This window comes from Streptomyces sp. NPDC057137 (genome assembly GCF_042670825.1).
GTDB lineage: Bacteria > Actinomycetota > Actinomycetes > Streptomycetales > Streptomycetaceae > Streptomyces.
Genome location: NZ_JBHUUW010000046.1, coordinates 1 through 25,550, shown reverse-complemented (window position 1 = coordinate 25,550; position 25,550 = coordinate 1). Strand labels below are relative to the sequence as shown.

At 71.6% G+C, this 25,550-nt stretch carries 18 protein-coding genes, 3 tRNA genes and 1 pseudogene; 9 read left to right on the top strand and 13 right to left on the bottom strand.

The genetic code is table 11. The features are described from left to right. Positions 1–2: 2 nt before the first annotated feature. A complete protein-coding gene (locus ACFT9I_RS28710) occupies positions 3–911 on the top strand; it encodes a class I SAM-dependent methyltransferase (RefSeq protein WP_382568943.1) in 909 nt (302 codons plus the stop codon). A 293-nt stretch (positions 912–1,204) separates the two neighbouring features. Here ACFT9I_RS28710 and ACFT9I_RS28705 read toward each other — a convergent pair. From ACFT9I_RS28705 to ACFT9I_RS28695, 3 genes are all read right to left on the bottom strand, one after another. Beyond that, positions 1,205–1,278 (bottom strand) — tRNA-Ile (locus ACFT9I_RS28705). 243 nt (positions 1,279–1,521) lie between these two features. After that, a tRNA-Asn gene (locus tag ACFT9I_RS28700) sits at positions 1,522–1,594 on the bottom strand. Positions 1,595–1,599: 5 nt separating this feature from the next. Then, positions 1,600–1,672, bottom strand: a tRNA-Asn gene (locus tag ACFT9I_RS28695). Between the two features lie 202 nt (positions 1,673–1,874). Here ACFT9I_RS28695 and ACFT9I_RS28690 point away from each other — a divergent pair. The 4 genes from ACFT9I_RS28690 to ACFT9I_RS28675 all read left to right on the top strand — a co-directional run bounded on the left by ACFT9I_RS28690 (position 1,875) and on the right by ACFT9I_RS28675 (position 7,516). Beyond that, the gene (locus tag ACFT9I_RS28690) at positions 1,875–2,171 is read left to right on the top strand and encodes a hypothetical protein (RefSeq protein ID WP_023541990.1); all 297 of its coding nucleotides are present in this window, start codon (positions 1,875–1,877) and stop codon (positions 2,169–2,171) included. A gap of 77 nt (positions 2,172–2,248) precedes the next feature. After that, on the top strand, positions 2,249–3,700 hold the full coding sequence (locus ACFT9I_RS28685; RefSeq protein WP_382568941.1) for an FGGY family carbohydrate kinase: 1,452 nt from the start codon (positions 2,249–2,251) through the stop codon (positions 3,698–3,700). A 148-nt stretch (positions 3,701–3,848) separates the two neighbouring features. Beyond that, on the top strand, positions 3,849–5,582 hold the full coding sequence (locus ACFT9I_RS28680) for an ABC transporter ATP-binding protein (protein WP_382568939.1): 1,734 nt from the start codon (positions 3,849–3,851) through the stop codon (positions 5,580–5,582). Further along, the gene (locus ACFT9I_RS28675; protein ID WP_382568938.1) at positions 5,582–7,516 is read left to right on the top strand and encodes an ABC transporter ATP-binding protein; all 1,935 of its coding nucleotides are present in this window, start codon (positions 5,582–5,584) and stop codon (positions 7,514–7,516) included. The genes ACFT9I_RS28680 and ACFT9I_RS28675 overlap by 1 nt, the downstream gene beginning before the upstream one ends. Before the next feature lie 78 nt (positions 7,517–7,594). Here the strand turns inward: ACFT9I_RS28675 and ACFT9I_RS28670 are convergent, their stop codons facing one another. The 5 genes and pseudogenes from ACFT9I_RS28670 to ACFT9I_RS28650 form a co-directional block, all read right to left on the bottom strand. Beyond that, positions 7,595–8,839 carry a sigma-70 family RNA polymerase sigma factor gene (locus ACFT9I_RS28670; protein ID WP_382568936.1) on the bottom strand — a complete coding sequence of 415 codons (1,245 nt, stop codon included), beginning with the start codon at positions 8,837–8,839 and terminating at the stop codon, positions 7,595–7,597. A gap of 523 nt (positions 8,840–9,362) precedes the next feature. Further along, a complete protein-coding gene (gene dnaG, locus ACFT9I_RS28665; protein ID WP_382568934.1) occupies positions 9,363–11,285 on the bottom strand; it encodes a DNA primase in 1,923 nt (640 codons plus the stop codon). 56 nt (positions 11,286–11,341) lie between these two features. Beyond that, a complete protein-coding gene (locus ACFT9I_RS28660) occupies positions 11,342–12,619 on the bottom strand; it encodes an NAD(P)/FAD-dependent oxidoreductase (RefSeq protein WP_382568932.1) in 1,278 nt (425 codons plus the stop codon). Positions 12,620–12,831: 212 nt separating this feature from the next. After that, positions 12,832–14,199, bottom strand: coding sequence for a deoxyguanosinetriphosphate triphosphohydrolase (locus ACFT9I_RS28655; RefSeq protein WP_382568930.1), 1,368 nt, complete (start codon positions 14,197–14,199; stop codon positions 12,832–12,834). A gap of 29 nt (positions 14,200–14,228) precedes the next feature. Next, positions 14,229–14,984 (bottom strand): annotated as a pseudogene (locus tag ACFT9I_RS28650) (sirohydrochlorin chelatase); the annotation flags it as partial. Positions 14,985–15,147: 163 nt separating this feature from the next. On the opposite strand from ACFT9I_RS28650, the gene ACFT9I_RS28645 reads away from it, so the two are divergent. After that, positions 15,148–15,894 carry a vancomycin high temperature exclusion protein gene (locus ACFT9I_RS28645; protein ID WP_382569002.1) on the top strand — a complete coding sequence of 249 codons (747 nt, stop codon included), beginning with the start codon at positions 15,148–15,150 and terminating at the stop codon, positions 15,892–15,894. A 101-nt stretch (positions 15,895–15,995) separates the two neighbouring features. After that, complete coding sequence (locus ACFT9I_RS28640) at positions 15,996–18,101, top strand: molybdopterin oxidoreductase family protein (protein WP_382568928.1); 2,106 nt, start codon at positions 15,996–15,998, stop codon at positions 18,099–18,101. Here the strand turns inward: ACFT9I_RS28640 and ACFT9I_RS28635 are convergent. The 5 genes from ACFT9I_RS28635 to ACFT9I_RS28615 form a co-directional block, all read right to left on the bottom strand. Further along, positions 18,098–19,864 (bottom strand): CocE/NonD family hydrolase, encoded by a 1,767-nt coding sequence (locus ACFT9I_RS28635; RefSeq protein ID WP_382568927.1) that lies wholly within the window; start codon positions 19,862–19,864, stop codon positions 18,098–18,100. The genes ACFT9I_RS28640 and ACFT9I_RS28635 overlap by 4 nt on opposite strands. A 44-nt stretch (positions 19,865–19,908) precedes the next feature. Beyond that, positions 19,909–20,760 (bottom strand): ABC transporter permease, encoded by an 852-nt coding sequence (locus ACFT9I_RS28630; protein WP_382568925.1) that lies wholly within the window; start codon positions 20,758–20,760, stop codon positions 19,909–19,911. Then, positions 20,757–21,683 (bottom strand): ABC transporter permease, encoded by a 927-nt coding sequence (locus tag ACFT9I_RS28625; protein ID WP_382568923.1) that lies wholly within the window; start codon positions 21,681–21,683, stop codon positions 20,757–20,759. Before ACFT9I_RS28625 ends, ACFT9I_RS28630 begins: the two co-directional genes overlap by 4 nt. Then, complete coding sequence (locus ACFT9I_RS28620) at positions 21,683–22,732, bottom strand: ABC transporter substrate-binding protein (protein ID WP_382568921.1); 1,050 nt, start codon at positions 22,730–22,732, stop codon at positions 21,683–21,685. Before ACFT9I_RS28620 ends, ACFT9I_RS28625 begins: the two co-directional genes overlap by 1 nt. A 199-nt stretch (positions 22,733–22,931) precedes the next feature. Further along, positions 22,932–23,780, bottom strand: coding sequence for an ABC transporter ATP-binding protein (locus ACFT9I_RS28615; RefSeq protein WP_382568919.1), 849 nt, complete (start codon positions 23,778–23,780; stop codon positions 22,932–22,934). A gap of 86 nt (positions 23,781–23,866) precedes the next feature. Between ACFT9I_RS28615 and ACFT9I_RS28610 the strand changes: the two genes are divergently transcribed. Then, complete coding sequence (locus ACFT9I_RS28610; RefSeq protein WP_382568917.1) at positions 23,867–24,601, top strand: alpha/beta fold hydrolase; 735 nt, start codon at positions 23,867–23,869, stop codon at positions 24,599–24,601. Between the two features lie 142 nt (positions 24,602–24,743). Next, entirely contained in the window at positions 24,744–25,499 is a 756-nt protein-coding gene (locus tag ACFT9I_RS28605) for a GntR family transcriptional regulator (RefSeq protein WP_382568915.1), read from the top strand. The last annotated feature ends 51 nt before the right edge of the window (positions 25,500–25,550 follow it).

The window sequence follows — 25,550 nt, the reverse complement described above, 5'->3', positions numbered from 1 at the left end:
GCATGACTGACACAGCGCATCGGAGCACCAGCACGGAAGGCGTGGCGGGGGGTGTCGGTCTGACCGCCCTCCTGGTCGCCGCGGCACGGGCGATCGAGACCCACCGCCACGACAGCCTGGCCCAGGACATCTACGCGGAGCACTTCGTACGCACCGCACCGGCGTCCGCGAGCTGGCCGGTCCACATAGGACAGGTTCCGGACGGGGACGCGAACCCGCTGTGGGGACGTTTCGCGCGCTACTTCGGTCTGCGGACGCGGGTCCTGGACGACTTTCTGCTTCAGTCGGTGCACGCGGGAGGTGCCCGCCAAGTTGTCCTGCTCGGGGCGGGGTTGGACGCGCGGGCCTTCCGGCTCGACTGGCCTCCCGGCTGCGTGATCTTCGAGATCGACCAGGAGGGCGTGCTGGCGTTCAAGCACGAGGTGCTCGACGGACTGTCGGCCACCGCGAAGGCGACGCGCGTACCGATCCCGATCGACCTGCGCGCCGACTGGGTCGGCGCACTGACGGACGCCGGCTTCGACGCGGCGGCACCGACCGCCTGGCTGGCCGAGGGGCTGCTGTTCTACCTGCCCATCACGGCCGAGACGTATCTCATCGACACGGTGGACCGGTTGAGCGCGGGGGGAAGCGCTCTGGCGTTCGAGGTCAAGCTGGAGAAGAACCTGCTGGACTACCGCGACAGCCCGCTCTACGTCTCCACGAAGGACCAGATCGGCATCGACCTGCTCACTCTGTTCGACGGCGAGCCACGGCCCGACTCGGCGGGTGATCTACGGAGCAAGGGCTGGTCCGCATCGGTCCACACCCCGTTCGACTTCACCCACCGCCACGGCCGCGGCCCGCTGCCGGAGCAGAACGACGCGCTGGAGGGCAACCGTTGGGTGTTCGCGAACAAACCCCGGCCGTGACACGTCCGTCAGGCACACCGGCCGTGACGCGTCGGTCAGGCACACCGGCCGTCACGCGTCCGTCCGGCGGCGAGAACGCCCCCTGCCCGGCCTGAAGGCCCCCGTGGGGCGGGGCTCCGTCGCGTTCGAACCCGGCCGCACATCCACTGGCCGAGATCACGTTCCCTGATCGCCGAACTCTCGGGCGAGCACGGGGCGAGCAGAAAGGCCCCGGCGTGTCCTCCACGCTTGGGGCCTCGGTCCGTGCATTCTGTTCCCGCAGGTGAAAACGTTTCGTCACCTGCGCCGCGCGGTGGGGCGGGTGGGACTCGAACCCACGGCCGACGGATTATGAGTCCGCTGCTCTAACCGGCTGAGCTACCGCCCCTAACGGCGCGTCGCGCACATTTGTGCGCGCCGTCTGCCGCAGCATAGCCGCTCATACGATCTCCTGCCTCGGATGGTCGGCAACGCCTGACCATGAGGACTTCGTCCCGCGTCGGCCGGTTCCAGGAACCCCGAAGATCACCCGGAAGACGGTCCTTGAACCGTCCCCGTACCGTTCGCGCGCCGTCGGCGGGCGGACGCGGGCACAAGAAAGAGGACCCCGAGGGGTCCTCTTCCGTGCTTGCTCTCCCGACTGGACTCGAACCAGTAACCTGCCGGTTAACAGCCGGCTGCTCTGCCAATTGAGCTACAGGAGATCGCGCTCCCCCGACTGGACTCGAACCAGTAACCTGCCGGTTAACAGCCGGCTGCTCTGCCAATTGAGCTACAGGGGATTGCTGCGTATGCACCGAACGTACCCACCCCGGCTCTGCCGGGCGGCGGACGTTCGCTGCGACACATACATTAGCGCAAGCAGGGGGGTGCTCCGCCAATCGGTATCCCGCCGGGTCACACTGGGTGATCTCGGGCCTGGGGGGTAGGCGGACGTCACGGCTCAAGGTCCGATGCCAACGAACTAACGAAGGGTGGCAGGCCATGCGGCGCCTCACGTTCATCGCGGGACTGGCTGTCGGTTACGTACTGGGTACCAGGGCCGGGCGCGAGCGCTACGAGCAGCTCAAGAAGTCGGCCAGCCGGATCTCGCAGAACCCGGCCGTGCGCAACGCCGCCGAGACGGCGGCGCTGTCCGGGCGTGAGTACGCGGGCAAGGCGTACCACTCGGTGAGCGACAAGGTCGGGGACAAGGTCCCCGGGTCCGTCGCCGACCGGGTCCGGTCGCTGCGCTCGCGCAACCACAACGGTGAGGACGACTGGGGGACCACCAACACCTGACCGGCGGTGCCGGGTGTCCGGCACCCGGGGCGGTCCCGGACACCGCCGCCGCTTCGCGCGTGCGGCAGAATCGTGCCATGGGAATAGTCGCCGGGTTGGACAGTTCGTCGGGTTCCACGCGCATCGTCGTGTGTGACGCGGACACGGGTGCCGTGCTGAAGCAGGGATACGCGGCGCATCCCGTGGAGGCCAAGGCCACCGAGGTCGATCCGCAGGCCTGGCTGCTGTCGCTCGGCGAGGCCGCGGGCGGCGGGCTGTTGGAGGGCGTGGAGGCCATCGGTGTCTCCGCGCAGCAGCACGGGCTCGTGCCGCTGGACCAGTCCGGCAATCTCGTACGCCCCGCGCTGCTCGGCAACGACAAGCGCGCGCAGGTCGCCGCCGCCGATCTGATCGACGCGCTCGGCGGGCGGCAGGCCTGGGCCGAGGCCGTCGGGTCCGTGCCGCAGTCCGGTCAGCCGGTGGCGAAGCTGCGATGGCTGGCGCGGCACGAACCGGACGCGGCGCGGCGTACGGCGATGATCCTCCAGCCGCACGACTGGCTGGTGTGGCAGTTGCTCGGCCGGCCCGCCCGGCGGACGACGGACCGGGGCGCGGCGTCCGGTTCCGGTTTCTGGTCGGCCCGCACGGGTGCGTACCGGCCGGATCTGATGGAGCTCGCGCTGGGTCACCAGGCGGCGCTGCCGGAGGTGCTCGGTCCGGCCGAGGCCGCCGGGACCACCCCCGAGGGGCTGCTGATATCCGCCGGTACGGGCGAGACCATGGCCGCCGCCTTCGGGCTCGGCGTCGGGATCGGTGACGCGGTCGTGTCGCTGGGCGCCTCCGGGTCGGTGATGACGGTGCACCACGAGGCGCTGGCGGACCCGTCCGGGATGATCACGTCGTTCGCGGACGCCACGGGGATGCATCTGCCGGTCGTCCACACGCTCAATGCCGTACGGGCGCTGCGCGGCACGGCGGAGCTGCTCGGGACCGAGGACCTGGACGAGCTGTCGGCGCTGGCGCTCAAGTCCACGCCGGGTGCGTCCGGTCTGGTGTTCCTGCCCTATCTGGAGGGCGAGAAGACGCCGCAACTGCCGCACACGGCGGGCACGTTGACCGGTCTGCGGCGTGAGTCGATGAAACCGGAGCATCTGGCGCGGGCCGCGTTCGAGGGGATGCTCTGCTCGCTGGCCGACGCGATGGACGTGGTGCGCGGGCGCGGGGTCGAGGTGCGGCGGGTGTTCCTGCTGGGGGCGGCGGCCGGGCTGCCCGCCGTGCAGACGTCCGCGCCGGGGATCTTCGGGGCGCAGGTCGTCGTGCCCGAGCCGGCCGAGTACGCGGCGCTCGGCGCGGCGCGGCAGGCCGCCTGGGCGCTGGGTGTCTCGAAGAACACACTGTCCCCGCACAGCCCGCCCGACTGGCGCGGCGCGGCGGCGCAGGTCTTCGAGCCGGGCGAGGAGGCGGCGGTCGGCGCGGCGGTACGCCAGCAGTACACGGCCGCCCGGGAGCAGATCCACCCGGGCGCCTTCTCGGCGGCGCCGGGGGTGTAGGGGTGCGGGACCGGGGCCTCCCGTTACGCCCTCTCCGGTATGACAGTCGTTCTTGACCGGTCCTTTGTGGAAAACCCTTGGGTTCCGGTGGCCGGAGTGCCGCAGGATGGGTCCGACCCCCGATCTTGCCGAGCCCGAGAGACAGCACGTGCTGCTACGACTACTCAGAACGCATCTGGTCCCCTACAAGAGAGCCATCGGCCTGCTGGTGGCGCTCCAGCTGCTGCAGACCTGCGCCACCCTCTATCTGCCCACCCTCAACGCGGACATCATCGACAACGGTGTCGTGAAGGGGGACACGGGCTACATCATGGAGTTCGGCGGTCTCATGATCGCCGTCAGCGTCGCCCAGGTCTTCGGCCAGATAGGCGCGGTCTACTACGGTGCGCGCACCGCGTCGGCCCTCGGCCGTGACGTGCGGGCCGCGATCTTCGACCGGGTGCAGAGCTTCTCCGCCCGCGAGGTCGGCCAGTTCGGGGCGCCGTCGCTGATCACGCGTACGACCAACGACGTCCAGCAGGTCCAGATGCTGGTGCTGATGTCGTTCACGCTGATGGTGTCGGCCCCGATCATGTGTGTCGGCGGCATCGTGATGGCGCTCGGCCAGGACGTGCCGCTGTCGGGGGTGCTGCTCGCCGTCGTGCCGGTCCTCGGTATCTCCGTGAGTCTGATCGTGAAGCGGATGCGCCCGCTGTTCCGCACCATGCAGACGCGGCTCGACACGGTGAACCGGGTGCTGCGTGAGCAGATCACCGGCAACCGCGTCATCCGGGCCTTCGTCCGGGACGAGTACGAGAAGGAGCGGTTCAAGGGCGCCAACACCGGTCTCACCGAGATGCAGTTGGCGACCGGCCGGCTGATGGCGCTGATGTTCCCGGTCGTGATGACGGTCGTGAACGTGTCGTCGGTCGCCGTCGTCTGGTTCGGCGCGCAGCGCATCGACAGCGGCGGGATGCAGATCGGCGCGCTGACGGCGTTCCTCGCGTATCTGATGCAGATCGTGATGGCCGTGATGATGGCCACCTTCATGTTCATGATGGTGCCGCGCGCCGAGGTGTGTGCCGAGCGCATCGAGGAAGTGCTGGACACCAGGTCGAGCGTCGTGCCGCCGAAGGATCCGGTGCGGACGCTGCGCCGGCACGGTCATCTGGAGGTGCGGGGCGCGGAGTTCCGCTACCCGGGGGCCGAGGAGCCGGTGCTGCGCTCGGTGTCACTGACCGCGCGACCGGGCGAGACGACCGCCGTCATCGGCTCGACCGGCAGCGGCAAGTCGACCCTGCTGGGGCTGGTGCCCCGGCTGGTCGACGCGACGGCCGGTGAGGTGCTGGTGGACGGCGAGGACGTACGCGGTCTCGATCCTGTCCTGCTGGCCAAGACGGTCAGTCTGGTGCCGCAGAAGCCGTATCTGTTCTCGGGCACGGTGGCGACGAATCTGCGGTACGGGAATCCGGACGCGACGGACGAGGACCTGTGGCACGCGCTGGACGTGGCGCAGGCCAAGGAGTTCGTCACCGACCTGGAGGGCGGGCTGAACGCGCCCATCGCGCAGGGCGGCACGAACGTCTCCGGTGGGCAGCGCCAGCGCCTCGCGATAGCGCGCACGCTGGTGCAGCGGCCGGAGATCTATCTGTTCGACGACTCGTTCTCCGCGCTGGACTACGCGACGGACGCGGCACTGCGCGCCGCGCTGTCCCGCGAGACCGCCGAGGCGACGGTGGTGATCGTCGCCCAGCGGGTGGCGACCATCCGCGACGCCGACCGGATCATCGTCATGGACGAGGGCCGGGTGGTCGGTGAGGGGCGTCATCACGAGCTGATGGCCGAGAACGAGACATACCGGGAGATCGTGCTCTCCCAGCTGACCGAGGCGGAGGCGGCCTGATGAGCGGTCCTGGTGGACGCATGATGGCGGCCGGCGCGGGTGCTCCTACGCAGCGGTCGATGGATTTCAAGGGGTCGAGCAAGCGGCTGCTGCGGCAGCTGGCGCGCGAGAAGGTCACCCTGTGGTGGATGCTCGCCGCGGGTGTGCTGAGCGTGGCCGCGTCCGTGGTCGGCCCGAAGATACTCGGCTCGGCGACCGACCTGATCTTCGCGGGCATCGTCGGCCGTCAGACGTCGGGGGGTGTCAGCAAGGAGGACACCGTCTCGCGGCTGCGGGAGGAGGGCGACGGCGGGCTCGCCGATCTGCTCTCCGGGGTGGACTTCACGCCGGGGCAGGGCATCGACTTCGACGCGGTCGGCCGGGTGCTGCTGGTGGCGCTGGCGGTGTACGTGGCGGCGGGGCTGCTGATGCTGGTCTCGACGCGGCTGTCGATCCGGGTCATCAATCTCACCATCTACCGGATGCGTGAGGACGTACAGGCCAAGCTGTCGCGGCTGCCGCTGTCGTACTTCGACCGTCAGCAGCGTGGTGAGGTGCTGAGCCGGGCGACGAACGACGTCGACAACATCTCGCAGACGCTCCAGCAGACGATGGGCCAGCTCATCAACTCCCTGCTGACGATCGTCGGCGTCCTGGGGATGATGCTGTGGATCTCGCCGCTGCTGGCGCTGGTCGCGCTGATCACCGTGCCGCTGTCGGTACTGGTGGCGACGAAGGTCGGCAAGCGCTCGCAGCCGCACTTCGTGCAGCAGTGGAAGTCCACGGGCACGCTGAACGCGCATGTGGAGGAGATGTACACGGGGCACGCCCTGGTGAAGGTCTTCGGGCGGCAGGACGAGTCGGCGCGGGCGTTCAAGGAGCAGAACGACGCGCTGTACGAGGCGGGCTTCAAGGCGCAGTTCAACAGCGGGATCATGCAGCCGCTGATGTTCTTCATCTCCAACCTCAACTATGTGCTGGTGGCGGTCGTCGGCGGGCTGCGCGTCGCGTCGGGCACGCTGTCCATCGGCGATGTGCAGGCGTTCATCCAGTACTCCCGCCAGTTCTCGATGCCGCTGACGCAGGTGGCGTCGATGGCCAACCTCGTCCAGTCCGGGGTCGCGTCCGCCGAGCGGATCTTCGAACTGCTGGACGCGGACGAGCAGGAGAAGGACGCGCCGTCGGCCGAGCGCCCGCACGAGCTGCGGGGACGGGTGGCGCTGGACAACGTGGCGTTCCGCTACGAGCCGGACAAGCCGCTCATCGACGACCTGTCGCTGTCGGTCGAGCCCGGCCAGACGGTCGCGATCGTCGGCCCGACGGGCGCCGGCAAGACGACGCTGGTCAATCTGCTGATGCGGTTCTACGAGGTGACGGCCGGGCGGATCAGTCTGGACGACATCGACATCGCCACCATGTCGCGTGAGGACCTGCGGTCCCGAATAGGCATGGTCCTCCAGGACACCTGGCTGTTCGGCGGCACGATCGCGGAGAACATCGCGTACGGCGCGTCGCGCGAGGTCACCCAGGAGGAGATCGAGGAGGCGGCACGGGCGGCGCACGCGGACCGTTTCATCCGGACCCTGCCCGACGGGTACGAGACTGTGATCGACGACGAGGGGTCGGGCGTCAGCGCGGGCGAGAAGCAGCTGATCACGATCGCGCGGGCATTCCTGTCGGACCCGGTGATCCTGGTGCTGGACGAGGCGACCAGCTCGGTGGACACCCGTACCGAGGTGCTGATCCAGAAGGCGATGGCCCAACTGGCGCACGGGCGGACGAGCTTCGTGATCGCGCACCGGCTGTCCACGATCAGGGACGCGGACGTGATCCTGGTGATGGAGAACGGCGCGATCGTCGAACAGGGCACGCACGAGGGGCTGCTGGCGGCGAAGGGCGCGTACGCGCGGCTGTACGCGGCGCAGTTCGCGCAGGCGGTCGCGGAAGTGGACTAGGGCCTGTTCGGCGGAGCTTCGGAGCCGGTGCCGGACGGGTCGCGGGTGCGGCCCGTCCGGTTCCGTCCCGTCCGGTCCTCAGTCCAGGTAGCCGCGGAGTTGGTCGGCGAACGCGTGGTCGCGGAGTTTGCTCAGGGTCTTGGACTCGATCTGCCGGATCCGCTCGCGTGTCACGCCGAAGATCCGCCCTATCTCCTCCAGCGTGCGCGGGCGGCCGTCCGCCAGGCCGTAGCGGAGCTGCACGACCTTGCGTTCGCGCTCGCCGAGGGTGGAGAGGACCGCCTCCAGATGCTCGCGGAGCAGCAGGAACGCCGCCGACTCGACGGGTGAGGCCGCGTCGCCGTCCTCGATCAGGTCTCCGAAGGCGACATCGTCCTCCTCGCCCACCGGCGCGTGCAGCGAGACGGGTTCCTGGGCGAGCCGCAGGACCTCGCCGACCCGCTCGGCGGTCAACTCCAGCTGTCCCGCGACCTCTTCGTGGGTCGGTTCGTAGCCCCGCTCCTGGAGCATGCGGCGCTGGACGCGGACGACGCGGTTGATCAGCTCGACCACATGGACGGGGACCCGGATCGTACGGGCCTGGTCGGCCAGTGCGCGGGACATGGCCTGGCGTATCCACCACGTCGCGTACGTGGAGAACTTGTAGCCGCGCGCGTAGTCGAACTTCTCCACGGCCCGGATCAGGCCGAGGTTTCCCTCCTGGACGAGGTCGAGCATCGTCAGTCCGCGGCCGACGTAGCGCTTGGCGACGGAGACGACGAGCCGCAGATTCGCCTCGATCAGCCGTCTCTTGGCCATCCGGCCGAGGACGACGAGCCGGTCGAGGTCGAGGGCGAGCTGCGAGTCCAGGTCGGGTGTGGAGCCGAGCTTCTCCTCGGCGAAGAGTCCGGCCTCGACGCGGCGCGCGAGGTCCACCTCCTCGACGGCGGTGAGCAGTTTGATCCGTCCGATCTCCCGCAGATACTGCCGGAAGAGGTCGGACGAGGGCCCGCCGTTGTCGGCCTTGCCGCGCGGACCGACACGTTCGGGGATCTCGGGGATGTCCACCGGGTCCTCGGTGACGGTCTCCGGGGCCGGCTCGGGGGTCGCCTCGGGGTGGTGCGCCGCGCGGCTCTGCGGTGGAACCGCCGACGCCAGCTCGGTCTCGGTCAGGGTCTGGGTCTGCACGGGGGCGGCCTCCAGGGTGATCGCTGCCGGATCGGGGGCGTGCGGCAGCGGGACGTGGGCGGCCGGGCCGCCGTCAGTCCCGTACACGATGAGCGGATCCGCGGGGGTCAGAGGTCCACGGTGGGTGGACCGGCCGCGCTCCGAGAACACAGGCACCGCTGCCCAGTGTGGCGTACGGCACAGGGCCGCCACGAGAGGTGTGCGGGGACTTTCTGAGTCCCGTGCGTAACCGGCCGGTTACCTAAGGATGTTTAGAACGGCGGGAGTTGGGGCGGGTGGGGATGGAGTGGCTGCGGAGGTATCGGCGCCGGGCCCGCACGGTGGGCGGTTCGCTTCTCGATCGCCGGACGGACTGCGCGGCCGTCCGGTGCGGTGCGTCGCAGGGCGGAGGACCGGCGTGGTGGACGGCCCGGCCGTACGCGGCCGACTCCGGGGGGAGGTGCCGTCCGGGCGTCGCGGGCTCGCGAAGATCCGCCGGACAAGCCCCAAGGCGTGTCCGCAAGTGGCGCCGTCCGCCCGCAGGGCGGGGCCTACGGGCACCGCGGAGCGGCTCATGTCTCGTTGGTGCGGTGCATCGCAAGGCGGAGGACCGGCGTGGTGGACGGCCGGGCCGTACATGGCCGACTCCGGGGGGGCGCCGTCCAGGCGTCGCGGGCCGCGAAGATCCGCCGGACAGACCCTAGAGCGCTGCCGCGCCGCTGTTGCGCAGCGACTGGCGGTACTGCTGGAGCACCCACAGCTCATTCTGCACGGCCTGGTGGCGCTCCGCGTCCGCGCCCGTGCCCAGGCGGGCCAGCGTGCCCGTCACGTCGTGGATGCGGATGTCGACGGCGCGCAGCCGGACCCGGACCAACTGCTCCCCCGCGTACGCCTCGTCGATCGTCTTACCGTGGAACACCTCCACCGCCAGCTCCGTGACGAGCGCGCGCACCGCGTCGTTCGGCGCGGCCTCGCGGACCCCCGCCAGATACTCGGGCGCCGAGGCGATGCCCTGCTCGGCGCCGCCCGCGTCCTCGACGGCCCGGCGGACCGCCGCGTACGGCGGGGCGGTGAACTCGTCCACGCCGTAGGCGTCGAAGGCCGGGGAGACCAGCTCCGGGCGCTGGAGGGCGAGCTTCAGCAGCTCGCGCTCGGTGCGGTGGGCGGGGCTGCGGAGGTTGAGCGCGGGGCCGGAGAGGGCCGGGGACCGGCCGGAGTCGTACGAGGACGACGGGCGGCCCGCCTGGCCGCCGCGCTCCGACGCCGGACCCGCCGGTCCGCGGCCGCCCCGGTCGCGCGCCCAACGCGCCATCTGCGCGACGCGTTTGACCACGAACTGGGTGTCCAGGATGCCGAGGATGCCGGCGAGCTGGACGGCGACCTCGTGCTGCGACGCGCCGTTCTTGATGCGGGCCACGATGGGACCGGCCTCGTCCAGCGCGGACGCGCGGCCGGCCGGGGTCTCCAGGTCGTACCGGGACACGATCTGGCGGATCGCGAACTCGAAGAGCGGCGTGCGCGGTTCCACCAGGTCCTGGACCGCCGCGTCGCCCTTGCTGAGGCGCAGTTCGCACGGGTCCATGCCGTCGGGCGCGATCGCGATGTATGTCTCGGCGGCGAACTTCTGGTCATCCTCGAAGGCGCGCAGCGCGGCCTTCTGGCCCGCCGCGTCACCGTCGAAGGTGAAGATCACCCGTGCGCTGCCGTTGTCCATCAGCAGCCGGCGCAGGATCTTGATGTGGTCGGTGCCGAAGGCCGTGCCGCAGGTGGCGATCGCGGTGGTGATGCCCGCCAGATGGCACGCCATCACGTCCGTGTACCCCTCGACCACCACCGCCCGGCTGGCCTTCGCGATGTCCTTCTTGGCCAGGTCCACCCCGTACAGCACCTGCGACTTCTTGTAGATCGCGGTGTCGGGGGTGTTCAGATACTTCGGCCCGTTGTCGTCGTCGCGCAGCTTGCGCGCACCGAAGCCGACGACTTCGCCCGAGATGTCGCGGATCGGCCACATCAGCCGGCCCCGGAACCGGTCGATCGGGCCCCGGCGGCCGTCCTGGGAGAGCCCGGCGAGCAGCAGTTCCTTGTCGCTGAAGCCCTTTCCGCGCAGGAATCGGGTCAGATGGTCCCAGCCCGCCGGGCTGTAGCCGACCCCGAAGTGCTCGGCCGCCGACTGGTCGAAGCCCCGCTCGGCCAGGAACTTCCGGCCGATCTCGGCCTCTTCGCCACCGAGCTGCTCCACATAGAAATCGGCCGCCGCCTTGTGCGCCTCGACCAGCCGGATGCGCTCGCCGCGCTGGTGGGTGGGGTTGTACCCGCCCTCCTCGTACCGCAGGGTGATGCCCGCCTTGGCGGCGAGGCGCTCGACCGTCTCGGAGAAGGAGAGATGGTCGATCTTCATCACGAAGGCGATGGTGTCCCCACCCTCCTGGCAGCCGAAGCAGTGGAAGAGACCCTTGCTCGGACTGACCTGGAAGGACGGGGACTTCTCGTCGTGGAAGGGGCACAGGCCCTTCATGTTGCCGCCGCCGGCGGGGCGCAGTTGCAGGTACTCGGACACGACGGTGTCGATCGGGACCGCGTCCCGAACCACCTTCACGTCGTCGTCGTTGATCCTGCCTGCCACGCCAGAATTCTACGGGCCCGCACCGACAGTCCGTTACGCCCGGTCCCCCGGACCGCTCAGTGGCCGAGCGTGTCCAGCGGCACCGTCGGGTCGGCGAGGGCGTCGAGGTCCTGCTGGGCACCGGAGCGGATGAGCCGCTGGATGTCGCCGGTGACGTCCCACACGTTGACGTTCATCCCCGCGAGCACCCGGCGGTCCTTGAGCCAGTAGGCGATGAACTCCCGCTTTCCGGCGTCGCCGCGCACCACGACCTGGTCGTAACTGCCGGGCGGCGCCCAGCCCGAGTACTCCAGGCCCAGGTCGTACTGGTCGGAGAAGAAGTACGGCAGCCGGTCGTACGTCACGTCCTGGCCGAGCATCGAGCGGGCGGCGGCCGGGCCGCCGTTGAGCGCGTTGGCCCAGTGCTCGACGCGGAGCCTGTCCGCCGGCAGGTCGGTGCCGGGCAGCGAGAACGGGACGGAGGCCACGTCGCCCGCCGCGTAGATGTCCGGGTCGGAGGTGCGCAGGCCCAGGTCGACGGCGATGCCGCCGCCGTCCTCGCGGCCCACGAGGTCGAGACCGGCGGCCTCGGCGAGACCCGTACGGGGCGCGGCGCCGATCGCGGCGAGCACGTCGTGCGCCATGTGCTCCTCGCCGTCGTCCGTACGGACGGAGAGGACCATACCGTCCTGGCCGACGATCTCGGTGAGCCGGGCGCCGAAGTGGAACCGTACGCCGTGCTCGCTGTGCAGTTCGGTGAAGAGCTGGCCCAGCTCCGGGCCGATGACCTGGTGGAGCGGCGTCGGGTGCGGCTCGACGACGGTGACCTCGGCGCCGTACCCACGGGCGGCCGCGGCGACCTCCAGGCCGATCCAGCCGCCGCCGGCGATGACCAGATGGCCGTTGTCGCGGCCGAGGGCGCTCAGGACATGGCGCAGCCGGTCGGCGTGGGCGAGCCTGCGCAGATGGTGGACGCCCGCGAGGTCGGTGCCGGGGATGTCGAGGCGGCGCGGTTCGGAGCCGGTGGTGAGGAGCAGCTTGTCGTAGCGCACGGAGGTGCCGTCGCCGAGGTGGACGCAGCGCGATTCGCGGTCGACCTCGGTGACCGTCTGGCCGAGGTGCAGCTCCACCTGGTGCTGGGCGTACCAGGCGGGTTCGTGGACGAAGACGCTGTCGCGCTCCTCCTTGCCGGTCAGAAAGCCCTTGGACAGCGGGGGGCGTTCGTAGGGGTGGTCTCCCTCGTCCCCGATGACGATCACTCGGCCGGTGAATCCGTCGGAACGGAGGGTTTCCGCGGCCTTCGCCCCGGCGAGCCCACCACCGACGATGACGAATGTCCGATGTGCGTCGACCACTTGATGCCTCCTCGTTACGCTGCCGCCATCTGTGAGCGTCCCGCACGGAGCGTGATGGCGAAAGAGGGGAGGCTCCACGGGCATGGTTCCGGCTTGATGTGGCTACCTTGCTACACGCGTCACCCCATGGCGGGGCGGCTCGGCCCGCTTCGGCCGTTGGCTGAATATGACGGGTGCGGGGTGCGGGCCGCTCTTGTCGCGGACCACGGCGGTCAGGTGCGTCCCGTGAGTGCCGTGTGGAGGGAGCGCGCCGCGGCGTCGGTGAGAGAGGCGATCTGGTCGACGATCACGCGCTTGCGGGCGCGGTCGTCGGACGCCGTCTCGAACAGCGCGCGGAACTGTGGATCCAGCCCGTCGGGGGCGCGGGCCGTGAGCGTCCAGGCGAGTTCGGCGAGCACGATGCGCTGGTCCGCGCGGAGGGATTCCTGGTCGGCGCGCTGCATCACATAGCGGTGGGCGACGGCTTTCAGTACGGCGCACTCGTCGCGCGCCTCGCGCGGGACGACCAGCGAGGCGCCGTACCGGGTGAGCCGGCCGGTGCCGTACTCCACCCGGGTCGCGCCCTCGGCGGCGAGACAGAACCGGCCGATGAGCTGGCTGGTGGCGTCCTTGAGCCTGGCCTGGGCGACGGCCGTCCCGTCGTAGCCGTGCGGCCACCACTCCTCGGCCATGAGTCGGTCGAGCGCGGCGGCCAGTTGGTGCGGGTCGGTGTCGTGCGGTACGTAGCGGCCGATCGCGACCGCCCAGATCTCGTCCCGTTCGGGCCCGGAGAGAAGCGTCTTCGGGTCGACGTGGCCGGCGTGCAGGCCGTCCTCGAAGTCGTGGACCGAGTACGCGACGTCGTCGGCCCAGTCCATGACCTGCGCCTCGAAGCAGGTGCGGTTGGGCGGGGCGCCGCGCCTGGCCCATTCGAAGACCGGCAGGTCGTCCTCGTACACGCCGAACTTCACCGAGCCGGGGTCGGTGGGGTGGGCGCCCTGCGGCCAGGGGTACTTCGTCGCGGCGTCGAGGACGGCGCGGGTGAGGTTGAGGCCGACGCTGACGAGGCGGGCGCCGCCGCCGGTCTCCGCGCCGGCCTCGACGGCCGCCTCGGCCTGGGGCGCGGTGATCGCCGGGGACACCGAGTCGGCGCGGACGAAACGCTTCGGCTCGATGCGGGTGAGCAGCCGCAGCGACTGGGCGTTGCCCTCGAAGCCGCCGCAGTCCTTCGCGAAGTCGTTCAGCACCTGTTCGCCGTTGTGGCCGAACGGCGGATGGCCCATGTCGTGCGAGAGGCACGCCGTCTCCACGAGGTCCGGGTCGCAGCCGAGCGCGGCGCCGAGTTCGCGGCCCACCTGGGCGCACTCCAGGGAGTGCGTCAGCCGGGTGCGCGGGCTGGCGTCCCACTCCCGGCTCTGCGAGCCGGGGGTCACCACCTGGGTCTTGCCGGCGAGACGGCGCAGGGCTGAGGAGTGCAGGACGCGGGCGCGGTCGCGCTGGAAGGCGGTGCGGCCGGGGCGCTTGTCGGGCTCGGCCGAGAAACGTGCGGTGTCCGCCTCGTCGTAGGCGCTGTCGTCGTGAGGTGCGGTGATGCCTTCCATGCGTCGAAGGTAACCGGGTCCGGGTCCGGGCGTGTCCGCGCCTCCTCCCGGCACTCGTCGTACCGGTGCAGGAGGAGGTGCGCCAGGTCCGGGTGGTCGCCGAGCGGGGCGGCGGCGATCCAGGGGGCGTGGGCGGCGGAGCGGGTGGCGAAGTGGCCTGGCGCGGTGAAGTACGACGCGAGCGCGATACGGCTCCGCCCGCGTGCGGCCAGGTCCCGTACGGCGTCGGGGACGGTGGGCGCGGCGGCCGACGCGTAGGCGGGGACGACGGGCACCCCGCCGAGCCGCGCGCTCAGCAGCGCGGCGGTACGGCGGGTGGCGGCGGCCGACCGGGGGTCGCGTGATCCGGCGGCGGCGAGTACGACGCCGGTGTCGTTCACGCGGTGCGGTTCGTCGCGCCAGCCGGCCTCCACGAGGCGCGCGTGCAGCGTCTGGGCCAGCAGTGGGTGCGGGCCGAGCGGCGCGGCGATCGTGGTGCGCAGCCGGGGTGCGGCGGCGGCAGCGCGCGGCAGGTCGTAGCTGACGTGGTGGCCGGGTCCGAGCAGCAGCGGTACGAGTACGGCCCGGCCGCCTCCCAAGGAGGCGAGCGTGTCGGTGAGGGACGGCTGCTCGATCTCGATGTGCCCGAGCCGGACGGTGAGGCCGGGCCGCTGCCGCTCGACGCGTCGCAGCAGGGCCCTGACGGTGCGCAGGGCACGGGGGTCTCGGCTGCCGTGGGCGACGACGACGAGGGTGGGTGCGAAGGCGGGCGCGAAGGCGGGCGCAGGGCTGGGCGGCTCATCCATGGGGCGATCCTGTGGGGCGGACGTTGCCGGGTGGTTGCCGGGTGTGTCGTGGGGGTTTTCGGGGTGCTCACAGACGGGAGGGGCGCGCGGCGAACTCTTCGGCGGTGCCGATCGTCGTACCGAGTACGTACTCCGTACGTACGGATGATGGGGGCTCATGTTCATGCCGAAGACGCCGACGACGCCGACGACGGCACGGCTGCGGAAGGTGCTGCCCGCCGTTCGGCTGCGAGCGGTACGGCTGCGGAAGGCGGTGCGGCTGCCGAGGACGCGGCGGGGGCAGCGGCGTGGGGTGCAGGCCGTCATGCTCGGGTGCGCGCTGGCGCTCGTGCCCGCGACATGGCTGTACACGACGGCCGACGCCCATGTCCGTACGGTCGCCGACGTACCGGCGCGGGACGTCGCGGTCGTCTTCGGGGCCGGTCTGCGCGAGGGCGCGCCGACGCCGTATCTGGCGCACCGTCTCGACGCCGCCGCCGAGTTGTACGAGGGCGGAAAGGTGAGGGTCGTGCTCGTCACCGGGGACAACAGCCGGGAGGAGTACGACGAGCCGGACGCCATGCGGACGTATCTGACGGCGCGTGGGGTGCCGGACGACCGGATCGTCAGCGACTTCGCGGGCTTCGACACGTGGGACAGCTGCGTCCGGGCGAAGAAGATCTTCGGCGTCGAGCGGGCGGTGCTGGTGACGCAGGACTTCCATGTGCGGCGCGCGGTCGCGCTCTGCCGGGCGGCGGGTGTCGATTCGTACGGTGTCGGGGTCGCCGAGCGGCGTGACGTCACCTGGTACTACGGCGGGGTCCGGGAGCTGGCGGCGGCGGGGAAGGCGGCGCTCGACGCGGTGACGCGGCCCGATCCGCACTTCCTCGGCCCGGTCGAGACGGGTGTGCGCGAGGCGCTGGCCGGGTGAGAGCGTCCTCACAGCGGCGGGGCGTCGTGCGGGAGGTGCGCGTGTCGGGGGCGTAACCGCGTACGGGCGGGGGCGTAACACCGTGAACGCACGCTTTGGCCATGACGACCGATGGAGCCGTGACCGACGCCGTCCCGACCCACTGCCCCTACTGCGCGTTGCAGTGCGGGATGGGTCTGCGGCGGGCGCCGGACGGCGCCGGTGTCGAGGTCGTCGAGCGCGTCGACTTCCCCGTCAACCGCGGCGCGCTGTGCGGCAAGGGGCGTACGACGCCGGCCGTGCTGTCCTCGCGGGTGCGGCTCACCGAACCGCTCCTCCGGCGGTCCCCGGGCGGCCCGCTCGAACCCGCCACCTGGGACGAGGCGTTGGGCGCCGTCGCCGACGGGCTCGCGCGGACGCGGGCGGGTCACGGGCCGGACGCGGTGGGCGTCTTCGGCGGGGGCGGGCTGACCAACGAGAAGGCGTACGCGCTCGGCAAGTTCGCCCGCGTCGTGCTCGGGACCTCGCAGATCGACTACAACGGGCGCTTCTGCATGTCGTCGGCCGCCGCCGCGCATCAGCGGGCGTTCGGGCTGGACCGGGGGCTGCCGTTCCCGCTCGACGACATCCCGCGTACGGGGTGCGTGATCCTCGTCGGTTCGAATCTCGCCGAGACCATGCCGCCCGCCCTGCGCTATCTGACCGAACTGCGCGAGAACGGCGGCACGTTGATCGTCGTCGACCCGCGCAGGACCAGGACCGCCGAGCAGGCGGACCTCCATCTGGCGCCCCGGCCCGGCACGGATCTGGCCCTGGCACTGGGCCTGGCGCACCTGGTGGTGGCGGGGGGCCGGACGGACGAGGAGTTCGTACGGGAGCGTACGACGGGCTGGCCGGCGGCCAGGGCGGCGGTGATGGCGCACTGGCCGGAGCACGTCGAACGGATCACGGGGGTCCCGGTGCCCCAACTCCGTGAGGCGGTGCGGCTGTTCTGCGACGCGCCGACGGGCATGGTGCTCACGGCGCGCGGGCCGGAGCAGCACTCCAAGGGCACCGACACCGTGGGCGCCTGGATCAACCTCTGTCTCGCGACGGGCCGCGCGGGCCGGCCGCTGTCCGGCTACGGCTGTCTCACCGGTCAGGGCAACGGCCAGGGCGGGCGCGAACACGGCCAGAAGGCCGACCAGTTGCCCGGCTACCGGAAGCTGACCGACCCGGCCGCGCGGGAGCATGTGGCGCGGGTGTGGGGGGTGGCCGCCGAATCGTTGCCGGGGCCGGGGCGCAGCGCGTACGAACTGCTCGACGCGCTCGGTGGTGATGTGAAGGCGCTGCTGCTGATGGGTTCGAACCCGGTCGTCTCGGCGCCGCGCGCCGCGCACATCGAGGGGCGGCTGCGTTCGCTGGACTTCCTGGCCGTGGCGGACGTGGTGCTCTCGGAGACGGCGGCGCTCGCCGACGTCGTGCTGCCGGTGGCGCAGTGGGCGGAGGAGACGGGGACGACGACGAGTCTGGAGGGGCGGGTCCTGCTGCGGCGCCGGGCGATCACCCCGCCCGCGGGCGTACGGAGCGATCTTCAGGTGCTGCACGGGCTCGCGGGGCTGCTCGGTCACGAGAAGGGGTTCCCCGCGGACCCGGAGGAGGTCTTCGAGGAGCTGCGCCGGGCGTCGGCGGGCGGTCCGGCCGACTACTCGGGGATCACCTACCGGCGGATCGCGGCGGAGGACGGGGTGTTCTGGCCGTGCCCCGAGGAGAGCCACCCCGGCACGCCGCGCCTCTTCCTCGACCGGTTCGCGACGGACGACGGGCGGGCCCGCTTCGTACCCGTGGTCCACCGCCCGGCCGCCGAGGAGACGGACGCGGAGTATCCGGTACTGCTCACGACGGGGCGGGTCGTCGCGCAGTACCAGTCGGGTGCGCAGACCCGGCGCGTGGCCGAACTGAACGCCGCCGCGCCGGGCCCCTTCGTGGAGTTGCACCCACGGCTCGCGGACCGGCTCGGGGTGGCCGAGGGCGACCGGCTCGCCGTGGTGTCACGGCGTGGCCGGGCGGTCGCGCCGGCGCGGATCACGACCGCGATCCGCGCGGACACGGTCTTCATGCCGTTCCACTGGCCGGGCGAGGGCCGGGCGAACAACCTGACGAACCCGGCGCTCGACCCGGTGTCCCGGATGCCGGAGTTCAAGGTGTGCGCGGTGCGCGTGGAGCGCGTGGAGCCCGCGGGTCCCTAAGGTGTGGCCGGAATCACCGGCAGCAGCAGGTACGACGCGTGGTCGCCGCCCGTGTGGACCGTCGTCCGGCCGTCGTACGTGCCCGCCGCCCGGTCGTGGTCGTCGTTGTGCAGGAACGGACCGCAGCCGGTGAGGTCGTTCTTCAGGTTGGACAGCCGGGCGCTGGGGCCGGGGTAGACGTAGTCCTTGCCCCGTACCTGGAGCGCGATCCGGTAGCCGGCCGGGACGACCAGACAGGTCGGCAGGATCTCGATGTCGAGTTCGTGCACCTCCCCCGGCACCAGCGGCTCGGCGCGGTCGTGCAGGTGGTAGGGGCGGTGGGCGGTGGACAGTTCGGGGTCGAGGCGGCGGCGCGAGGCCCGGAGCCAGCCCTGGGCGACGGGGGTGTGCGGGTCGAGCGCGCCCTGGAAGACGACCTCGTCGCCGGTGGGTGAGTAGACCCGTACGACGAGGAACAGGTCGGCGTCGGTGGTGCTGGTGGAGACGTACAGCTTGGCCGCCAGCGGGCCGGTGATCTCGGTCTCCTCGGTGAGCGGCGGGGTGCTGAACTCCAGGCCGTCGCCGAGCGCGGCGAACTCCGCCGACGCCCCGCCGGCCGGTGCCCCGGCGGCGAGGGACGAACCGGCGGCGTCCAGATGGAGTTTCGTCCACCGCGTGGACGGCAGCGGCCAGGCGTCCTCGCCGCGCTCCGTGAAGGTCGCGTCGACGTGCCGGATCTGCAGCTGCACCGCCGGACGGTCCTCCCAGCCGTTGGGCTCGTCCTTGAGATAGCGGTCGAAGAAGCGCTTCTGGAGGTCGACGCCGTAGTCGGTGTAGAACAGCGGCCAGTGCGCGTGACCGTGCATCTCCAGCCACTTGGCGTCGGACGCGGCCCGTACGAAGCCCTCCACGTTGCCGCGCAGATGCAGGCCCTGGCCGCCCCAGTTGCCACAGCTCAGGACCGGCACGTCGATGGCGTCCCAGTCGGCCGACCGGTCCCGGTGGTACGCGTCGTGGAAGGGGTGCGCGGCGATGTCGGCGCCCAGGTCGGTGCGGTTCTTGGCCAGTTCGGCCGCGTCGAGGAGGTCGTCGCCGCAGATGAGCTGCCCGGTGCTGGGGTTGCGGCCGCCGGTCTCGCCGACGCCGTACTGCACGGTCTTGACCTGCATGTCGTACCAGTGGTCCCAGAAGGTGGAGCGGATGCCTCCTTGGTAGGAGCCGTCGCGGTAGAAGTCCGACGCGCCTTCCCACGGGCAGATGGCGGCCAGGTGCGGGGGCCGCAGGGAGGCGACCTGCCACTGGTTCATCGCGTAGTAGGAGATGCCGTTGAGGCCGACGCGTCCGTTGCTCCAGTCGCGGGTGCCCGCCCATTCCACGCAGTCGTGGAAGTCCCGGGTCTCGCGCGGCGAGAACGGGTCGACGCGCCCCAGTGAGCGGCCGGTTCCCCGCGAGTCGACGCGCACGCACGCGTAGCCGTCCGGCACCCACTTCTCCGGGTCGACGACTTCCCAGTTCTGGTACGTGTTCGAGGTGCCGGCCACGGTGTCGGGGTGGTCCCGCGCCATGGCCTCCCACGCGCTGGGGTAGCCGCGCTCGAAGGGCAGGCCCTTCGCGTACGGGCCGTACGTCATGATCACCGGTACGGGTCCTTCGGTCACCGGGCGGAACACGTCCGCCCGCAGGACGATCCCGTCGTCCATCTCGACGGGCACGTCCCATTCGACCCGCATGCTGCGGACGATCTCGGTCCGGAACGGCCGCCGTGCGTCGGCGTCGTCGGGCATTTCTCGCTCCTTGCTGTTCTGGGGGCTGCGGGCCTGTCGGCCGGTCAGCGGTTGACGTGCAGATGCCAGGGCGCGAGCCGGCGCAGCGCCGCCTCGGTCCCGGTGCGCGCGGCGATGCCGAGCACGGCCAGCACGAGGACGGCGACGAACGCGGCGTCCTGGTCGAACGAGCGGGCGTTGGTGAGGATGAACGTGCCGAGACCCGGCAGGCTGGCGAGGAACTCCACCGCCACCGCGCCGACCAGCGCCCGGCCGACGGCGACCTGAACGCCGGCGACGACGAACGGGAGGGTGGCCGGCAGCAGTACGTCGACCACCACCCGGGGGCGGGACAGCCGCAGCATCTGGGCGAGTTCGGAGAGTTGGACCGGTACGTTCCGGGCGCCGTCGCCCGTGCTGACCACGCAGGGCAGGAACGCCGAGAGGGCGATGACGGCCAGCCGGGTCTGGCTGGAGTAGCCCAGCCAGATCGTCGCCATCGGGACGATCGCGAGCATCGGCATGGCGTAGAGGCCGCTGACGTACGGCGAGGTGAGGTGGCGCAGCCACGGCACCCGTCCGACGGCGAGACCGAGTCCGGTACCCGCGACGCAGCCGATGAGCAGACCGAGCAGCACGCCGCCCAGGGTCTCGCCGAACGCCGTGCGGAAGTCCGACGAGGTCAGGGTCGGCCAGGCGGCCCCGGCGACGCCGGTGGGGGTGGGCAGATAGTCGGGCAGCCACAGCCGTACGGAGACTTCCCAGACGGCCAGGACGAGGGCGGCGACGGTCAGTTTCCCGAGTACGTCGGCGCGTCGGCCGACGGGCCGGTCGGTGCGCCGGGGCCGTTTCGGGGGCCGTACGGGCGCGGGCGCGGCGGCGGACGCGGGCGTCTTGGTCAGCGCTTCCGGGGTCATGACTTCACCTCCCGCCACCGTGCGAAGTAGCCCTCGACGGCCCGGCCGACGCCCATCAGGGCGACCGCCAGGACCGACACCAGCAGGGTCAGTCCGAGCACGGTGGCCGAGTCGAACCGGGTGCTCGCGGCGAGCAACAGCCCACCCACGCCACTGGCGTTGAGGAAGAACTCGGCGGCGAGGGTGCCGACGAAGGCCATCGCGATGCCCTGCCGTACGCCGGTCATGGCGTACGGCACGGTGTGCGGCAGCAGGACGTCCTTCCAGATCCGCCACTCGCTGCTGCGGAACGTGCGCGCGACTTCGAGCAGGGTGGCCGGCACCCGGTGTGCTCCTTCCGCCGTGTTGACGGCGATGGGGAACACCGCTGTCAGGAACACCACCAGCGTCTTGGCCGGCAGTCCGAAGCCGAACGCCGACAGGATCAGCGGGGCCAGGGCCACGATCGGGACGGACTGGAGGGCGAACAGCAGCCAGTCGGTGCTGCTGCGCAGCAGCCGGGCCCGGGAGAGCAGCAGGCCGAAGCCGACCCCGGCGACGATCGCGAGGGCGAGTCCGACGACGAGCAGCCGGCCCGACGAGAGCAGCGCGCTGGGCAGCGTGCCGTCCTCGGTGATGGTGGCCAGCGCGGAGAGCGAGCGGCCGGGGGTGGCGAACAGGACGGGGTCGCGCTGTCCGGCCCACTGCCAGAGGCCGAGTCCGACGAGCAGGCCGGCGGCCGAGATGCCGAGCGGTATCAGCCGGCGGGCGACGCGGCGCTTGAGCCCCGGGCCGGCCGGGGGTGCGGTCCCGGGTTCGGCCGGTTCCTCGGCCGGTGCGGCGGATGTGGCGGCGGACGTGGCGGCGGGCGGTGCCCCCGCCGATCCCGGTGGCGCGGAGGTGGATCGGTCGGTGGCCCGATGGGTGGCCGGGGGCGTACCCATCACTTGCCCGTCGCGTCGGCGAACACGGACGGGTCGACCATGTCGTCGTACGTCGGCGCCTTCTGCTTGGGGACGTTGCCGGCGGCCACGGCGCCTTCGATGGTGTGCTCGATGGCGTTACGGTCCAGGCCGTCGCCCGACTTGGGCCACACACCCAGCGAGAGGAACGTGGGCAGCGCCGCCTCGGTGACGCTCGCCGGCTCCTTGGTGACGCTCGCCGCCACGGCCGCGACCTCCTTGAGGTTGGCCGGGTCGTTCATGTAGGCGACGGACTCGCGTACGGCGGCGACCATGTCGACCCACTGCTCACGGGCCGCGCCGTCCAGCGCGCTCTTGGGCGCGACGAGCACCGTGTAGTGCTCCAGCGGGTCGACGCCGGCCAGCGTCATGATCTCCTCGGCCTTCGTGCCGGGCTTGATCTTCTCCCGTACGGTGGCGAGTTCGTCCGGGTGCAGTACGGCGACCTTGACCTGCCCGGCCACCAGCGCGTCGACCGTCGGCGGACCGCCCACGTTGATCGTGCTGACGTCCTTGGGGCCGAGGCCGCAGCTCTTGAGCATGCCGGCCAGGGCGAGGGCCTTCGGGGCGCCGACCGCGTCCACGGCGACCGTCTTGCCCTTGACCGCCTCGCAGGTCGTGACGCCCGGGTCGGTACTGGCCAAGAGGTACGTCGGCTTGGGGAAGCCCATCACGGAGACGACCGAGCCGCCGGTGGCCCGCAGGGCGACGGCGCCCGGGGTGCCGATGATGCCGCCCTGGATCTCGCCGCTCTGCACCGCGCGGCCGACGTCGGCGCCGGTGGTGAGCGGGCGCAGGGTCACATCGAGGCCGCGGTCCTTGAAGAAGCCCTGCTTCTCGCCGACGTACATCACGGTGTTGAGGAAGATGGGCGGGATGCCCGGCACGCCGATCGTCATCTTGCCGCCGCCGCCCGAGGCGGAACCCGCCGCCGTGTCGGAGCCGCTGTCGCCGCAGCCGGAGAGGACGCCGACGAGAGCGAGGACGGTGGCCGCACCGACCAGGGCGGACCTGCGCCGCGGAATCTTCATGAGAGTTGCTCCTTCTTCTTCCGCGCGACGGTGCACGGCGGGCGGGGCTGGCTGAGGGTGGGTGTGGCGGGTGCGTGGGGGCGAGCGAGATGAGGGGGCGGGTGCGTGGGGGCGAGCGAGATGAGGGGGCGGGTGCGTGGGGGCGAGCGAGATGAGGGGGCGGGTGCGTGGGGGTGGGCGGGCGGGGCGGGCGGTGTGGCTAGCGGCCCGATTCGGCGTTCATGATCAGGGACCAGACGCGCTCGCGGATCGCCAGGAACTCCGGCGTCGCCAGTACGGAACGGTCCCGCTCCCCGTCCTGTGGAAGCTTCACGTCGATCAGCTCGGCGACGCCGCTGGGCCGGCCGCCCAGTACGGCGATCCGGTTCCCGAAGAGGACGGCCTCGTCGATCGAGTGGGTGACGAACAGCATCGTCACGGGGTGGTCCTGCCAGATACGCAGCAGTTCGAACTGGAGCACTTCGCGTGTCTGGGCGTCCAGCGCGCCGAAGGGCTCGTCCATGAGGAGCAGCCGGGGGCGTACGGCCAGTGCCCTGGCCAGGCCGGTGCGCTGCTGCATGCCGCCCGACAGCTGGTGCGGGTACGACTTCTCGAAGCCGTCGAGCCCGACGAGGGTGATCAGCTCCCGGGCCCGGTCGAGCGCTTCCTTCTTTCCTGTCCCCCGCACGCGTAGCGCGTAGGCGACGTTCGACTCGACCGTCTTCCAGGGGAAGAGGCCGAAGTGCTGGAAGACCATGGCCACGCCGTCCGGGGTGCCGTCCACGACGCGGTCGTCGATACGGACCGCGCCCTCGGCCGGCGGGATGAGGCCGGCCACCGCTCTCAGCAGGGTGGTCTTGCCGCAGCCGGACGGTCCGACGATGGAGAGCACCTCGCCGGCGCCGATGGTCAGGTTGATGTCTTTGGAGACCGTGCGCTCACCGAATCGCATGGTCAGCCCGTCCAGCAGCACGGTGGCACCGGCACCGGCATTCGCTCCGGTACTCGCTCCGGTGCCGTCGCCGTCGCCGGCCGGTACGGCTTGGCGCACCGATTTGATCGTGGTCATAGTGGGGATTCTGGGTCTAAGATGCCTGACACGCAATAGCTATACTTCAGAAACTGGAAAATGCATCATCTTGGTATGAGGTGCCTATGACGACGAGGGCGAACCCTCTTCTCCTGCTGCACACCTGGGGCGGCGACGCCGCGACCTGGGGGCCCGCGCTGGGTCATCTCGGCGTGGGCGGGCGGCACTTGAAGGCGCTCGACCTGCCGGGCCACGGGGCCCGCGCCGCCGAGCCGTTCACCGTGGACGGGGCGGTGGGCGCGGCCGTGTCCGCCTACGAAGGAGCGCCCCTGGACATCGTGGGGTCCGGGCTCGGCGCGCTCGTCGCGCTCGCCCTGGCGCAGCGGCACCCGGACCGGGTGCGTGCGCTGACGCTGGTCGGGTTCCCCCCGGCCGACGGCGCCGAGGCGGCCCGCCGCCCGGCGGACACCCGGGCCGCGCTGGAGCGCGACGGCGTGGACCTCTTCGCCCGTAACTACGTCGACAGCACACTCCTTTCCGCCGACCCCGGCCACCGTGACCTGCTGCGCCGCGCGATGGCCGGCACCCGGCCCGAGGTCCTGCTCGACTCACTGCGCGCCACGCTCGGCTGGGCCACGCACGCCCCGGCCACTCCGCTCGGGCTGCCCTGTCAGGTGCTGCGCGGCGCGCGGGACCACCGGGTCGCCGCCACCGCGGCCGAATCGCTCGCCGGCCGGCTCGGCGGCATCAGCGCCGTCGTGCCCGGCGCGGGTCATGTCGCCTACCTGGACGAGCCGGCGGCCTTCGCCGCCGCGCTCGCCGCCTTCCACGACGGGATCCGCACGGCGCCCGCCGACTGACGTCCGTCGTCCGTTCGCCGCGCCACACCGGCCTGTTCCGTTCGATGGGACACTCGTCGAGCCCGCCGCCCCGCACCCCGCCCGCACCCCCACCGCTCCCCGAGCACCGCTCCCCGAGCGCCCACGACAGAAGGACCACGACATGCCGCCGCAGTCCCGACGAACCAAGACCGCCACGACTGACGGCGTCGTACCCAAGCGCGTCGCCAAAGCCGTGCCGAAACCGGCGAAGGCACCCACCAAGCGGGACCGCATCGCCACCGAGCTGCGGCGGATGATCAGCGAGGGCGAGCTGCCCCGGGGCAGCCGTATCCAACAGGACGTGCTCGCCGCGATGTTCGACACGAGCATCACCCCGGTCCGCGAGGCGCTGCGGCTGCTGGAGGCCGAGGGGGTGCTGGTCGGGGAGCCGCACAAGGGCGTCCGGGTCGCGGACGCGGACTACGAGCAGGTCAAGACCGTCTACCTGCTGCGGCGTCTCGTGGAGCCGTACGCGATGCAGCGGGCCGCCCGGCGGCTCTCCCCGCTGGACATCGACCTCGCCGAGCGGCTGGTCACGGACATGGAGCAGGCGGCGGAGGAGGGGGACCGGGCGCGGCTGAACGCGGCCAACTACCAGTTCCACTTCCTCTTCTACGCCAAGTGCGGCAACGAGGGGCTGGCCGCGGAGATCGACCAGCTCTGGCAGAAGTTCCCCTGGGACGTGCTCCAGGTGCTCCACGACCGGGCCGACGAGACCTCCAACGAACACCGCTCCATGCTGGCGGCGGCCCGGCTCGGCGACGGTGACGCGCTGGCGAAGGCCACGGAGTGGCACCTCTCGCGCAGCTTCCTCGCGCTGGGCAAGCACTTGACGGGCCGGCCGGTGGCCGACCCGTTCGACGTCGACAACGACTGAGGCGCGTGTCGTCGTTCGCCGGAGGGGCCGCGGGTACGCACCCGCGGCCCC